Origin of the sequence: Prevotella sp. oral taxon 475 (assembly GCF_018127805.1) — a bacterium.
In the GTDB taxonomy this organism is placed as follows: domain Bacteria; phylum Bacteroidota; class Bacteroidia; order Bacteroidales; family Bacteroidaceae; genus Prevotella.
The window spans coordinates 2,254,653-2,267,881 of record NZ_CP072334.1 but is presented as its reverse complement, the minus strand read 5'-3'; the positions used below and the strand labels follow the sequence as shown (position 1 = coordinate 2,267,881).

Annotated in this window: 12 protein-coding genes; 10 read left to right on the top strand and 2 right to left on the bottom strand. The window is 51.0% G+C overall.

From position 1 onward, the window contains the following. Position 1: 1 nt before the first annotated feature. The 3 genes from J5A66_RS08955 (at position 2) to J5A66_RS08945 (ending at position 5,120) form a co-directional block, all read left to right on the top strand. On the top strand, positions 2 to 718 hold the full coding sequence (locus J5A66_RS08955) for an acyloxyacyl hydrolase (RefSeq protein ID WP_211790276.1): 717 nt from the start codon (positions 2 to 4) through the stop codon (positions 716 to 718). A 14-nt stretch (positions 719 to 732) separates the two neighbouring features. Continuing rightward, entirely contained in the window at positions 733 to 3,711 is a 2,979-nt protein-coding gene (locus J5A66_RS08950) for a PEP/pyruvate-binding domain-containing protein (protein WP_211790275.1), read from the top strand. A gap of 101 nt (positions 3,712 to 3,812) precedes the next feature. Beyond that, positions 3,813 to 5,120 carry an O-acetylhomoserine aminocarboxypropyltransferase/cysteine synthase family protein gene (locus J5A66_RS08945; protein WP_211790274.1) on the top strand — a complete coding sequence of 436 codons (1,308 nt, stop codon included), beginning with the start codon at positions 3,813 to 3,815 and terminating at the stop codon, positions 5,118 to 5,120. Between the two features lie 345 nt (positions 5,121 to 5,465). Here the strand turns inward: J5A66_RS08945 and J5A66_RS08940 are convergent, their stop codons facing one another. Next, positions 5,466 to 6,725 (bottom strand): C10 family peptidase, encoded by a 1,260-nt coding sequence (locus J5A66_RS08940; protein ID WP_211790273.1) that lies wholly within the window; start codon positions 6,723 to 6,725, stop codon positions 5,466 to 5,468. A gap of 11 nt (positions 6,726 to 6,736) precedes the next feature. Then, entirely contained in the window at positions 6,737 to 7,234 is a 498-nt protein-coding gene (locus J5A66_RS08935) for a hypothetical protein (RefSeq protein WP_211790272.1), read from the bottom strand. Between the two features lie 708 nt (positions 7,235 to 7,942). On the opposite strand from J5A66_RS08935, the gene ffh reads away from it, so the two are divergent. The 7 genes from ffh to J5A66_RS08900 all read left to right on the top strand — a co-directional run bounded on the left by ffh (position 7,943) and on the right by J5A66_RS08900 (position 13,118). Continuing rightward, positions 7,943 to 9,295, top strand: coding sequence for a signal recognition particle protein (ffh, locus tag J5A66_RS08930; RefSeq protein ID WP_211790271.1), 1,353 nt, complete (start codon positions 7,943 to 7,945; stop codon positions 9,293 to 9,295). Between the two features lie 15 nt (positions 9,296 to 9,310). Next, a complete protein-coding gene (gene folD, locus J5A66_RS08925; protein WP_211790270.1) occupies positions 9,311 to 10,186 on the top strand; it encodes a bifunctional methylenetetrahydrofolate dehydrogenase/methenyltetrahydrofolate cyclohydrolase FolD in 876 nt (291 codons plus the stop codon). Positions 10,187 to 10,243: 57 nt separating this feature from the next. Then, on the top strand, positions 10,244 to 10,423 hold the full coding sequence (locus J5A66_RS08920) for a tetratricopeptide repeat protein (RefSeq protein ID WP_211790269.1): 180 nt from the start codon (positions 10,244 to 10,246) through the stop codon (positions 10,421 to 10,423). A 69-nt stretch (positions 10,424 to 10,492) separates the two neighbouring features. After that, entirely contained in the window at positions 10,493 to 10,726 is a 234-nt protein-coding gene (locus J5A66_RS08915) for a ferredoxin family protein (RefSeq protein ID WP_211790268.1), read from the top strand. Between the two features lie 6 nt (positions 10,727 to 10,732). Then, on the top strand, positions 10,733 to 11,812 hold the full coding sequence (locus J5A66_RS08910) for a 3-methyl-2-oxobutanoate dehydrogenase subunit VorB (RefSeq protein WP_211790267.1): 1,080 nt from the start codon (positions 10,733 to 10,735) through the stop codon (positions 11,810 to 11,812). After that, positions 11,812 to 12,579: a thiamine pyrophosphate-dependent enzyme gene (locus tag J5A66_RS08905; RefSeq protein ID WP_211790266.1), complete on the top strand. Its 768-nt coding sequence runs from the start codon at positions 11,812 to 11,814 to the stop codon at positions 12,577 to 12,579. Before J5A66_RS08910 ends, J5A66_RS08905 begins: the two co-directional genes overlap by 1 nt. After that, a complete protein-coding gene (locus J5A66_RS08900) occupies positions 12,576 to 13,118 on the top strand; it encodes a 2-oxoacid:acceptor oxidoreductase family protein (protein WP_211790265.1) in 543 nt (180 codons plus the stop codon). Before J5A66_RS08905 ends, J5A66_RS08900 begins: the two co-directional genes overlap by 4 nt. The last annotated feature ends 111 nt before the right edge of the window (positions 13,119 to 13,229 follow it).

Here is a 13,229-nt window from a genome sequence, read left to right as displayed (position 1 = left end):
AATGAAGAAATTGAATTTGATTCCTCTCTCCATGATCTTTGCTTGGAGCTTCGCCGTTTGGGCGTTGCCGGTTCGGGGAGAAACCCGCGAGGAACGGGTGGCAGCTCCTGTGACTGCTGTTTCGACAAAGGCGGAGGCCCTCCCTGCACAGGTGTCTCTCGCCAAACGGGGCGTTGGACGGGAAGGCAACAGCTGGCAGGGGCTGCGTAGGGCGTATGAGGTGGTGCGACTGAGCGCGGGGGCCTCGCTGATCGTTTCGGAGGTGGACACCTGGACGGGTAGTCATCAGCTGCATTGGGCCGGAGATGTGTCGGCTGCTATGTTCCACTACTGGAAAGCGGGCATCGGCGCGGGCTTGGCCGTTACTTATTCGAACACTTCGTTCGACGGCATCACCACACTCGATGAGTGGAGTGTCGTTCCGATGGCCTCCTACAGTCTGCGTACACCTCGGCGATGGAATTTCTATGCGGGCTTGGGCATCGGTTTCTCTTACTATCGCATGGAGGAACGGAGGGAGCGACAGAGCGGATCGGGTCTGGCCTTTCAGTCGCACGTGGGCGCGGAATATCGGCTGACGGAACACGTCGGATTGGGCCTGGAGGCCAATTCGCTGACGCTCATTTTCCCCGGAGAGAGCAATTACTACTCCCGTAGCACTGGAATCTTCGGCTTCGTGCGCCTGAGTCTTCTGGGCGGCGTGAGGTTCTACTTCTGAAAAATCAACTTGGCATGGACAGCAAAATCCCACAGCAATGGAATGACATCCTGCTCAAAGATGTGACCTTCATCGACCTGATGAAACGACGCATCTACAACGTTCTCATCGTGGCAAATCCCTATGATGCCTTTATGCTGGAGGACGATGGACGCATCGATGAGAAGATTTATGGCGAGTACGTGGAGCTGGGATTGCGCTATCCGCCCACGTTCCGTCAGGTGAGCACCATCGAAGAGGCCGAGACGGTGTTGCAGAGTATGAACGTCGACCTCGTGATCTGTATGCCGGGCAATGCGGATAACGATGCCTTTGCCGTGGCCCATGCCGTGAAAAATAAATTCCCCGACATCCCTTGCGTGGTGCTGACACCTTTCTCGCACGGTATCACCAAAAGAATGGAAAACGAAGACTTGAGTATTTTCGATTACGTCTTCTGCTGGCTCGGCAATACGAATCTGATCCTATCGATCATCAAACTCATCGAAGACAAAATGAACGTGGAACACGATATTCGCGAGGCCGGCGTTCAGATGATTCTGCTGGTGGAAGATAGTATTCGGTTCTATTCTTCCATCCTCCCCAATCTCTATAGCTTTATCTTGGCACAGAGCAAACGCATCAGCACCGAGGCTTTGAATCGTCACGCTGCTACGCTTAGGATGCGCGGGCGACCTAAGGTGGTGCTGGCCCGAACGTATGAGGAGGCGATGGCGTTTTATGACCGTTATCACGACAATCTGCTGGGTGTGATCAGCGACGTAAGGTTTCCCAAGGACGGGAGGAAAGATGCTGAGGCGGGACTGAAGCTGCTGCGCGAGATTCGGAAGCGCGACGAATATGTTCCGCTGATCTTAGAGAGTGCCGAGGCAGAGAATCGCGCGAAGGCCGAGGCAGAGGGCTTTCGGTTCGTGGATAAAAACTCGAAGAAGATGAGCCTCGATCTGCGCCGACTCATGGAAGAACACATGGGATTCGGCGACTTCATCTTCCGCAATCCCCAAACCCACGAGGAGGTGGCCAGAGTGGCTTCGCTCAAAGAACTGCAAGACAGTATTTTCAAGATTCCCTACGACTCGATGCTCTACCACATCCGGCGAAACCACATGAGCCGATGGCTCTCGGCGCGCGGCATCTTTCCCGTTTCGGCTTTCCTGAAGGAGGTAACGTGGCGCAAACTGCAAGATGTAGATGCGCATCGACAAATCATCTTCGACGCCATTGTGCGCTATCGCCACATGAAGAATATCGGTGTCGTGGCGGTGTTCGACCGAATGAAGTTCGACCGCTATGCCCACTTCGCTCGTATCGGAGAGGGTTCGCTGGGTGGGAAAGGACGCGGACTGGCGTTTCTCGACAACGTCATCAAGCGGCATCCCGAATTCAATCGATTTCCCGGCGTTAAGGTGCACATTCCCAAAACGGTGGTGCTGTGCACCGATTTCTTCGATCAGTTTATGGAGCAAAACAATCTCTATCAAGTGGCCTTGAGCGATGCCAGCGACGAAGAGATTCTCGAACATTTCTTGCGAGCACAGTTGCCCGATGCGCTCGCGCCAGACTTTCTCACCTTCTTCGAGGCTACGAAAACGCCGATAGCAGTGCGATCGAGTTCGTTGCTCGAGGATGCCCACTATCAGCCTTTCGCCGGTATCTACAGCACCTACATGATTCCATATAACGAAGACCGCGAGGTGATGCTGCGGATGGTCGTAGCAGCCATCAAGAGCGTTTATGCCTCGGTGTTCTATAAGGATTCGAAAGCCTATATGTCGGCCACGAGCAACGTCATCGATCAAGAGAAAATGGCTGTCATCCTCCAGGCGGTAGTAGGTAAGCGGTATGAAGACCGATTCTATCCCAATATCAGCGGTGTGCTACGTTCCATCAATTATTATCCCGTGGGCGACGAACAGGCCGAAGATGGCATTGCTAATCTGGCCCTGGGACTGGGAAAATATATCGTGGATGGCGGTCAGACGCTGCGCGTGAGTCCGTATCACCCCCACCAGGTGCTGCAAACGAGCGAACTGGAGACGGCTCTGCGCGAGACGCAAACACAATTCTATGCCCTCGACATGGCGCACGTTGAGAACGATTTTCAGGTGGACGATGGTTTTAATCTTCTTCCTTTCAAGGTGAAGGAGGCCGAGAACGACGGCTCGCTGACTTTTATGGCTTCCACCTACGATGCTTCCGACCAGGTGATACGCCCCGGACTTTACGACGGCGGACGAAAGATCATCTCCTTCTGCGGCGTGCTTCAGCAGGGCGTCTTTCCGCTTCCCGAACTCATGCAGATGGCCATGCGCTATGGCGAGGAGGCGATGAAGAGACCCGTGGAAATCGAGTTCGCCTGCAACGTGAATGCCGACCGAACGGGCGAATTCAATCTTCTGCAAATCCGTCCCATTGTCGACTCGAAGCAGATGCTCGACGAAGACGTGGCCGGCATTCCCGATGAGGCTTGTCTCATCAGGTCGCACAACTCGCTGGGGCATGGCGTCAGCGACGATGTGACCGATGTCGTGTATGTGAAATACGACGAAAACTTCTCGGCCGCAGATAATTACAGCGTGGCCAACGAGGTGGAACGTCTCAACCAACGCTTCCTCGAGGCCGGCACTAATTATATTCTCGTCGGACCGGGGCGTTGGGGTTCGAGCGATTTCTGGCTCGGCATCCCCGTGAAATGGCCTCACATCAGTGCCGCCCGACTCATTGTAGAGGTGGCCTTGAAGAACTATCGCGTAGACCCGAGTCAAGGAACGCACTTCTTTCAAAACCTCACCAGCTTCGGGGTGGGCTATTTCACCGTAGACGGTAACACCGGCGACGGACTCTTTCACAAATCTCTTCTCGATGCCATGCCTGCCGTTGAAGAGACCGATCATGTGCGGCACGTTCGTTTCCCGCAGCCCCTGCGCATCTTGATGGACGGGATGAAGAGCGAGGGAGCCGTGCTTTTGCCGCCATCATCGCAACAGGGTTAGTCGTTGTCATGAGGATGTCATAGGACCATCGAACGAAACAATTGTTTGGAAAGATTCATCGATAGACGAAAGCAAAAAGAATAAACAACAGATCAACAACAATGAAAAAATCGACATTATGCGTACAAGGCGGCTGGGAACCCAAGAATGGTGAGCCTCGCGTGCTGCCCATCATTCAAAGCACCACCTTTAAATATGATAATTCAGAAGAAATGGCGATGCTCTTCGATTTAAAGAAAGAGGGCTATTTCTATAGCCGACTGCAAAATCCCACTAACGATGCCGTGGCCCGAAAGATAGCTGCCCTTGAGGGTGGGGTGGGAGCTGTGCTCACGTCGAGCGGGCAAGCAGCCAACTTTTATGCCATCTTCAATCTCTGCGAGGCCGGCGATCACATCGTCGCCTCAAGCGAAATATACGGCGGAACCTTTAATCTCTTTGGCGTTACGCTCAAGAAATTGGGCATCAGCTGCACCTTTGTCGCTCCCGATGCCGATGAAGAAGAACTGCAAGCTGCCTTTCAACCCAACACCAAAGCGTTGTTCGGCGAGACGATCTCGAATCCCAGTTGCGCCGTGCTCGATATTGAGAAGTTCGCCCGTTTGGCACACCGCAACGGCGTACCGCTGATTGTCGACAATACCTTTGCCACACCCATCAACTGCAATCCTTTTCGTTGGGGCTGCGACATCGTAACGCATTCTACTACAAAATATATGGACGGACATGCTGCAGCTGTTGGCGGTGTCGTTGTAGACAGTGGCAACTTCAACTGGGAAGCACACGCCGAACGCTATCCCGGGCTCTGTACCCCCGATGCCTCCTATCACGGCATCGCCTACACCCAAACGTTTGGCAAGATGGCCTATATCACCAAGATGGTGGCACAACTCATGCGCGACTTAGGCTCTATCCCTGCTCCACAAAACTCTTTCCTTCTCAACCTCGGCCTCGAGACATTACACCTGCGTATGCCGCAACACTGCCGCAATGCACAGGCGGTAGCAGAGTTTCTTCAGGCCCATCCGCGTGTGGCCTGGGTGCGTTACAGCGGCTTAAAAGAGGATGTCAACTATGAAAAAGCACAGAAATATCTGCCCAATGGCTCGTGCGGAGTGCTTTCTTTTGGTCTGAAAGGCAATCGAGAAACAGCTATCAAGTGGATGGACGCCCTGAAGCTCATCGCCATTGTTACCCATGTGGCCGACGCTCGCACCTGTGTGCTGCACCCAGCCAGTCATACCCACCGCCAACTCTCCGACGAACAGCTGCGCGAAGCCGGCGTTGCACCCGATCTGATCCGGCTCTCCGTCGGTATAGAAGATCCGGAAGACATCCTCGCCGACATCCGTCAGGCTCTAGATACGCTTGAGACACCCCTTGCAGGGAGAAACTTAACGTGTAAATAAATTAAAAAACGAATGCGTAGGTGTAATAAAATATAAAAACAAGCCTCACTCATTCGTTTTATTTGGATCAATAGTCAAGAATCCGTATCTTTGCTACGTGTTTTTCATAGTATTAGATTTAAGGTTAATTAAAGATTGTGGGGCTCAGCGGAGCCCTTTTTTTATGGAACAACATGGAGTCGTCCCGTTTCGGTAGGGCATCTTATTGCGGCGAGAAAAAGAAGTTTCTCCTACCGTGATGCCACGAGTCGACAGCATTAAACAAAAAGAAATACCCCGTCGAAGCACTGCTTCGACGGGGTTCTTTTTGGGTTGTCGACCCATCGTTTGTCTTGCAACCGGGGTTTAGAAATCGTCGTAATCGGTATCCAGATGGAAGTTATACACCTGCATCTGTACGTCATATTGTCCCTGCGAGTTCTCTTTCCACATTTTGTGATCGCAGAGATAGTAACCATTACCTTTGCCACTCCATCCAAAATTCACATAAAAGAGCGTTTCGCCATTCTTCTTTATATATCCATCCAGCAGCATACAATGTTCCGAGGTCTCCGAGATGGGGAGTCCCAGTTTCTTCCAAAGCGAGCCATTGCTTTGTTCGGGACCCGCCAAAAATGAAAGACCATGAGAGTTATCCTTCATGTTGGGTGCCACATTGTCCCAGTTTTCGTCGCGTCCATACGCACCTCCCAAATAGCGGAGAAAGAAGTCCATGGCCCTTTTCGTATAGGCTCCGGCACTCCCATTGTCTTGATATGATACGCCGATATGTTCTGCAATCCGTTTCACAATATGGGCCATATCGTCCTTTTCATCTTGATTCCAAAACGCCGTGTTCGTTTTCTTCGTTTTCAAACTGGCCCAAGAGGTCTTCAGTTCATATCCCTTAAACACGGTAAAATCGGCCTTCAACACCGTGAGAGCCTGTGCTATGGCAATAGGAACGCAGCCGGCGGCAGCCCTTCCCCGGTCTGTATACGTTCCATTAGAGGCCGGCGACAGCATGTTGAGCGGATAGCCCTGTCCCCAAGTCACGCTACATTTAGAGGGTTGCACTTCGTCGTCGGCAGAAGAAGCTCTCGTCTTCGATACATCCCAATGCGTATTAATCGTGGTTTTCGTCTCCACTTTGTCTAAAACAGATGCTGCTGCCGTACCGATCAGAAAGAGCCAAGGCTCCGGCATATCGGCTTGTGCGGTGAGACGCCCATTCTTGTCGAACTTCAACTCCAAGTTGTTGAAATGCGCATACACAGGTTCTGCCCGCTTGTCGGCAGCCAATACAACGGTAGACCCATCCGTCAACCGGGCGAAATACAAAAGATTTTGAGGGAAATATCCCCCTTTTGCATTCCTTGAAAGTTCTTCTCCGGTTTTCAACGAGTCGATGGCAACGATTGTTGGCACAGCCCCTGTTTGTCTTGAAGACGCCGGTTGCTTCAAAAAGGCAGTCACCACCTTCTCTATATCTTCTTTGTTCACCTGAAAAACAGACTGTCCTGTGGTGACATTTCCTTGATCACCAGTCTTCCGATTGTTGGGTTCATCCTTGCTACAAGCGAGAAGAAGAACCGAAAAGGACAAAAATAAAAATATTTTTTTCATACTCATTCTTTTTATTTAAATATGATTGTTGCACTTGAAATACCATCTTCCATGAATCCAAACATCGCAGTAAAGGGATATTTTACCTTAGAATTGGGCACCCTTTCCACTCGATATTTGCCTCTACCCACTTTCTCTATCATCATAAAGCCCAGGTCGATTTTTACCAGTCTTTTATCCTTACTATATATCGTAGCCTTATATCCAGCAGGAAACTCCACAACAACCGGCGTTCCTTTTCCCAGTTTGTCGTAAACATTACACTCTTCCATTTTCCCTCCTTCATTAGGAGTCACGCTAAATAGACACATTTCATAGTCGCGCGGAGATACTTGAAAATACCCTTCGGGTTGAGTGGCGGAGAGTTCAATAACCCCCGGATTGATTTGTGGCAGCCTGCCTACGATTTCTTGATTACAAGCACAAACGAGAAGCGGAAGCAGCAATAAGAACACTCTCTTCACGGTAAGAAGAGAAAACGGAGGAGAAAGAGAAAAGTTGATATTCATGTTCGAATTCTTTTTTTTGTACATTTTCGGTGCAAAATTACGAATATTGTTTGTTTTAGAAATACCTACAAGTGAGTATTTTTACGTTGATCTGGAATTATCAACCATTTTGACGGGATGAATTGACTGTCTCGACAGACTTTCTTCTCCCCTCCTTACTCCTCCTCTCCTTCTCCTCTTACTCCCTACTTCTCCTCTCCTTATTACTTACTCCTCCTCATCTTACACCCTCCTTCTCCCCTCCTTACTACTTACTACCTCTCTCCTTACTCCTTACTCTTTCTCTCCTTACTACTTAAAAGCTAAGCTTTTGCAATCCATTTTCTTAGCTTTCGCCGTGCGTTTTCTTAGCTTTTGCACCTCGTTTTCTTAGCTTTTGTAAACGGGTTTGTAAGAGCTTGATCATCAATCCTTTAGAAAGACTAAAAAGAACCCCCGTTCTCGGCAAAACCATCTCCAGACTCCAACCGCTCATGATGCGGAAAACAAGAGGACAGAAGGAGTCGATTTTCATTCCTCCCCGCCCTCTTGTCAGACCGCGAAAGAAGCCATCCCCTTGCAAATCTCTGCACAGAGCACAGCAGGATGAGCAGAATCTGTAAAATAGTATTTAAAATCTCTTAAAACTAAACGCCGAGAAGGATAGTTTGGTCCATTTATCCTTATCTTTGCACCACTACAATATAAAGACAAGAAAGCACATTCTATATGTTCGAGAATTTGAGCGACCGACTGGAAAGGTCTTTCAAAATACTGAAAGGTGAAGGAAAGATCACCGAGATAAACGTTGCGGAGACCCTTAAGGATGTCCGCCGCGCGTTGCTCGATGCCGACGTTAATTATAAGGTGGCCAAGAGCTTTACCGACACCGTTAAGCAGAAAGCCCTGGGCATGAATGTGCTCACGGCCGTGAAACCGGGGCAGTTGATGGTGAAGATTGTTCACGACGAACTGGCCGAACTCATGGGCGGCGAGAGCGTAGATCTGAATCTGACCAGTCGCCCCGCCATCATTTTGATGTCTGGACTTCAAGGTTCGGGAAAGACAACCTTTAGCGGAAAACTCGCCAATCTGCTGAAAAACAAGCAGAACAGAAAACCCTTGTTGGTGGCGTGCGACGTGTATCGTCCGGCCGCCATCGATCAGTTGGACGTAGTTGCTGCACAGGTGGGTGTGCCGGTTTATAGCGAGCCCGACAACAAAAACGTGATAGAGATTGCCCACAACGCTATCCGTGAAGCCAAAGCCAAAGGAAACGATGTCGTGATTATCGATACGGCAGGCCGTTTGGCGGTGGACGAGGAGATGATGGACGAGATCTTCCGATTGAAGCAGGCTGTCACGCCCGACGAAACACTGTTTGTGGTCGATGCTATGACGGGTCAGGACGCGGTGAATACAGCACGCGAATTCAACGAACGATTGGATATCAATGGCGTAGTGCTCACCAAGCTCGACGGCGATACACGCGGTGGAGCCGCTCTGAGCATACGCACCGTAGTGGCCAAGCCCATCAAATTTGTCGGGACGGGCGAGAAGATGGAAGCCATCGACGTGTTCCACCCCGCTCGTATGGCCGACCGCATCCTCGGAATGGGCGACATCGTCTCGCTGGTAGAACGTGCTCAAGAACAGTTTGACGAGGAAGAGGCACGCCGTCTGCAAAAGAAGATTCAGAAAAACAAGTTCGACTTCAACGATTTTCTCGGTCAAATCGAGCAAATCAAGAAGATGGGAAACCTCAAAGACTTGGCTTCGATGATACCGGGCGTGGGAAAAGCCATCAAAGATGTGGACATCAACGATGATGCCTTTAAGGGGATAGAGGCCATCATCAAGAGTATGACTCCCAAAGAGCGTACCTCTCCCGAGATCCTCAACAGTAGCAGGCGACAGCGTATCGCTAAAGGTAGCGGCACAAGTCTGCAAGAGGTGAACCGATTGATAAAACAATTTGACCAGACTCGCAAGATGATGAAGATGGTCACAGGTAATAGCATGGCCAAAATGGCCGGTATGATGGGCAAAATGAAAGGAATGCCCGGTATGCCTCAACTCTAAATCAGAAAAGAAAACATGCAGTTGATCGACGGAAAGGCCACCGCTGCTGCCATCAAGGCAGAGATAGCGGAAGAAGTGAGACGCCTCATGGCCGACGGAAAGAAGCAACCTCACCTGGCAGCAGTGCTGGTGGGGCACGACGGTGGGTCGGAGACGTATGTCAAAAACAAAGTGATTGCCTGCGAGCAGTGCGGTTTCAAGTCTTCTTTGATAAGATTCGAGGCCGATATCACCGAGGCCGAGCTGCTCAACTGCGTGCATCGGCTCAACCAAGACGAAGATGTGGATGGTTTTATCGTGCAGTTGCCTCTGCCCAAACATATCGATGAACAGAAGATCATCGAAGCCATCGACTACCGAAAAGATGTAGACGGCTTTCATCCCATCAATGTTGGAAGGATGGCTATCGGTCTTCCGTGTTTTATTTCCGCAACGCCGCTGGGCATCATCACGCTGCTTCAGCGATACGGCATTAAGACTTCGGGAAAGAAATGCGTCGTTCTCGGTAGGAGCAACATCGTAGGAAAACCTATGGCTCAGCTGATGTTGCAGAAGCAATACGGAGATGCCACAGTCACGATCTGCCATTCTCATTCGCCATCGCTGAAAGAAGAGTGCCGCGAAGCCGATATTCTCATCGCCGCCATCGGTCAACCCAACTTTGTTACGGCAGACATGGTGAAAGAAGGAGCCGTTGTCATCGACGTGGGAACAACCCGTGTGGAAGACAAAAGTCATAAAGGAGGATTCCGACTCAACGGAGACGTGAAGTATAACGAGGTGGCAGCCAAGTGTTCATTCATCACTCCGGTTCCCGGAGGTGTGGGGCCAATGACCATTTGCTCGCTGATGACCAACACATTGGCAGCTGCCAAACACACTTATTATTAGTAAGGAACGGGCGTGAGAGGAGCCTTGAACTGCTCTCCACCGATCGGCCTACATACAATGAGCAGTGAAGAGTATTACGAGCAAGGCAATGAATATCGCCGACAGGGCAATTGGCAGAAAGCATTAGAATGTTACTCGGAAGCCATTGAACTCGACGCAGACAGTCCGGCGGTGCATGCTAAGCAGATGATCAACGATATTCTGAACTATTACGACAAGGATTCGCGCAATCCTTAACGGGAGGATGCATCGCCCGAATGGCCCTTTTATACGGGCAAAGGCACTTTCTCTCAGAGCAAGAACAAGATGAATAAGATAAAAGGAGCCGTTGTTATCGACACAGACAGGTGCAAAGGCTGCGACCTTTGCGTTGTAGCCTGCCCGTATGAAGTGCTGGAACTGGCTCAGAAAAAGGTGAATGCAAGTGGATATGCGTATGCCGAAGCTGTTCGAAAAGAACAATGTGTAGGTTGCGCAGCATGCGGAACAGTGTGTCCGGACGGTTGTATCACCGTTTATCGGATGAAAGTGAAGGAGTGAAACACAATGACAGAACAAGACGTAAGCCTCATGAAAGGCAATGAAGCGATAGCCCATGCGGCGGTTCGTTGTGGTGTAGACGGATACTTTGGCTATCCCATCACTCCTCAAAGTGAGATTATCGAGACGCTGGCCGCCCTGAAACCGTGGGAAACAACGGGAATGGTGGTGTTGCAAGCAGAGAGCGAAGTGGCATCGATCAACATGCTTTACGGCGGCGGAGGTTCGGGAAAGAAAGTCATGACCTCGTCTTCATCCCCCGGCGTAGCCCTGATGCAGGAAGGCATCTCTTACATGGCAGGAGCCGAAATCCCCGGATTGATTGTCAATGTGCAGAGAGGTGGCCCGGGATTAGGTACGATTCAACCCTCTCAAGGCGACTATTTTCAGTCGACAAGAGGTGGTGGAAACGGTGACTACAATGTCATTGTGCTGGCCCCGAACTCAGTTCAGGAGATGGCAGACTTCGTCGATCTGGCTTTCACCTTATCTTTTAAGTATCGCAATCCCGCCATGATCTTGAGCGATGGGGTGATTGGACAGATGATGGAAAAGGTGATCCTACCGCCGATGAAGCCTCGTAGAACGGAGGAAGAGATACGAAAAGAATGTCCGTGGGCAACAACCGGTCGAACGAAAGACCGTCGTCCCAACATCATCACTTCGTTGGAGCTCAAACCAGAGGTGATGGAACAGCGCAATCTGGCTCTGCAAGCGAAATACGAATGCATCAAAAACAACGAGGTGCGCTTTGACACGCAACAACTGGAGGATGCCGAATACATCATCGTTTCTTTCGGAAGTGCCTCGCGCATCGCAGAAAAAGCCATCGAATTGGCCCGGGAAGAAGGACTGAAAGTAGGCCTTTTTCGCCCCATCACCTTGTGGCCGTTCCCCACAAAGGCCCTCAACGCCGCCGCAGAAGGAAGGAAAGGCGTACTCGTTGTAGAGATCAACGCCGGACAGATGATAGAAGACGTGCGCCTGGCAGTAAACGGACGCGAGCGAGTGGAACACTTCGGTAGACTGGGAGGCATCGTTCCCGAGCCCGAGGAAATCGTAAATGCAATGAAGGAGAAGTTCTAATGGCGACAGAAATCATCCATCCCGACAATTTGGTTTATGCCAAACCCGCGTTGATGAACGACACCACGATGCACTATTGCCCGGGTTGTTCGCACGGAGTGGTGCACAAACTCATTGCAGAAGTGGTGGCAGAGATGGGTATGGAAGAAAAAACGGTGGGCATCTGTCCCGTTGGTTGCGCCGTGTTTGCCTATCGTTATCTCGACATCGACTGGCAAGAAGCGCCCCACGGACGGGCTCCGGCCTTGGCCGCAGCCGTGAAAAGACTGTGGAACGACCGACTGGTTTTCACCTATCAAGGCGATGGAGACTTGGCCTGCATCGGCACTTGTGAGACCATTCACTCGCTGAATCGTGGCGACAACATCGTCATCATCTTTGTCAACAACGCCATCTACGGTATGACAGGAGGACAAATGTCGGCCACAACGCTTCTCGATCAGCCCACAGCCACATGCCCCTCGGGGCGCGACCCACAGCTGCATGGCTACCCGCTTGACATCACCGACCTTGCCACAAGGCTTCAAGGCACGTGCTATGTCACCCGTCAGAGCGTCGACACGGTGGCCTCTATTAACAAAGCCAAGCGTGCCATGCGAAAAGCTTTCGAAGCTTCCATGGCCGGAAAGGGCTCTTCCCTGATCGAAATCGTCTCTACTTGTAACAGCGGTTGGAAGATGACGCCCGTCCAAGCCAATCGTTGGATGCAGGAAAACCTGTTCGACCATTACTCCAAAGGCGACTTAAAGGACACCACAAAAGAATGAAACAAGAAATCATCATTGCCGGATTCGGCGGTCAAGGGGTGCTCTCGATGGGAAAGATTCTCGCCTATTCGGGACTGATGGAAGGCCAAGAGGTGACCTGGATGCCGGCCTATGGCCCCGAGCAACGTGGCGGAACGGCCAACGTGACCGTGATTGTGAGCGATCAACGCATCTCTTCGCCCATCTTGAGCAAATATGATGTGGCCATCGTTCTCAACCAACCCTCGCTCGATAAGTTCGAACCCAAGGTGAAACCGGGCGGCATCCTGATATACGATGGGAATGGAATCATGCGTCCACCCACCCGCACCGACATCGCCATCTATAGCATGGACGCGATGAACAAGGCGGCGGAGATGAAAAATCCGAAGGTGTTCAACATGATTGTCCTGGGCGGATTGCTCAAAGTTTGCCCTGTGGTGAGCAGAGATGGACTCAAAAAGGCACTCTTTAAAACCCTGCCCGAGCGACACCATCACCTCATTCCGCTCAACATGGAAGCGGTGGAACAGGGGATGAACATCATCTGCCGGCAGTGAACGGGAAAGAAAACGAAAAGTAAAACGGGCATGAGGCCAAACGAAAACGAGGCTTTTCTTCCGTCGATATGAAGATAGCATCAGGTGCGAAAACCAACTCCTGCCCTGCAA

What these genes read in the sequence shown, in the direction of transcription:
- J5A66_RS08920 (WP_211790269.1), top strand. Translation starts at nt 10,244, where the DNA reads ATGAGCAGTGAAGAGTATTACGAGCAAGGCAATGAATATCGCCGACAG.
- folD (WP_211790270.1), top strand. Translation starts at nt 9,311, where the DNA reads ATGCAGTTGATCGACGGAAAGGCCACCGCTGCTGCCATCAAGGCAGAG.
- ffh (WP_211790271.1), top strand. Translation starts at nt 7,943, where the DNA reads ATGTTCGAGAATTTGAGCGACCGACTGGAAAGGTCTTTCAAAATACTG.
- J5A66_RS08945 (WP_211790274.1), top strand. Translation starts at nt 3,813, where the DNA reads ATGAAAAAATCGACATTATGCGTACAAGGCGGCTGGGAACCCAAGAAT.
- J5A66_RS08955 (WP_211790276.1), top strand. Translation starts at nt 2, where the DNA reads ATGAAGAAATTGAATTTGATTCCTCTCTCCATGATCTTTGCTTGGAGC.
- J5A66_RS08900 (WP_211790265.1), top strand. Translation starts at nt 12,576, where the DNA reads ATGAAACAAGAAATCATCATTGCCGGATTCGGCGGTCAAGGGGTGCTC.
- J5A66_RS08935 (WP_211790272.1), bottom strand. Translation starts at nt 7,234, where the DNA reads ATGAATATCAACTTTTCTCTTTCTCCTCCGTTTTCTCTTCTTACCGTG.
- J5A66_RS08950 (WP_211790275.1), top strand. Translation starts at nt 733, where the DNA reads ATGGACAGCAAAATCCCACAGCAATGGAATGACATCCTGCTCAAAGAT.
- J5A66_RS08940 (WP_211790273.1), bottom strand. Translation starts at nt 6,725, where the DNA reads ATGAAAAAAATATTTTTATTTTTGTCCTTTTCGGTTCTTCTTCTCGCT.
- J5A66_RS08910 (WP_211790267.1), top strand. Translation starts at nt 10,733, where the DNA reads ATGACAGAACAAGACGTAAGCCTCATGAAAGGCAATGAAGCGATAGCC.
- J5A66_RS08915 (WP_211790268.1), top strand. Translation starts at nt 10,493, where the DNA reads ATGAATAAGATAAAAGGAGCCGTTGTTATCGACACAGACAGGTGCAAA.
- J5A66_RS08905 (WP_211790266.1), top strand. Translation starts at nt 11,812, where the DNA reads ATGGCGACAGAAATCATCCATCCCGACAATTTGGTTTATGCCAAACCC.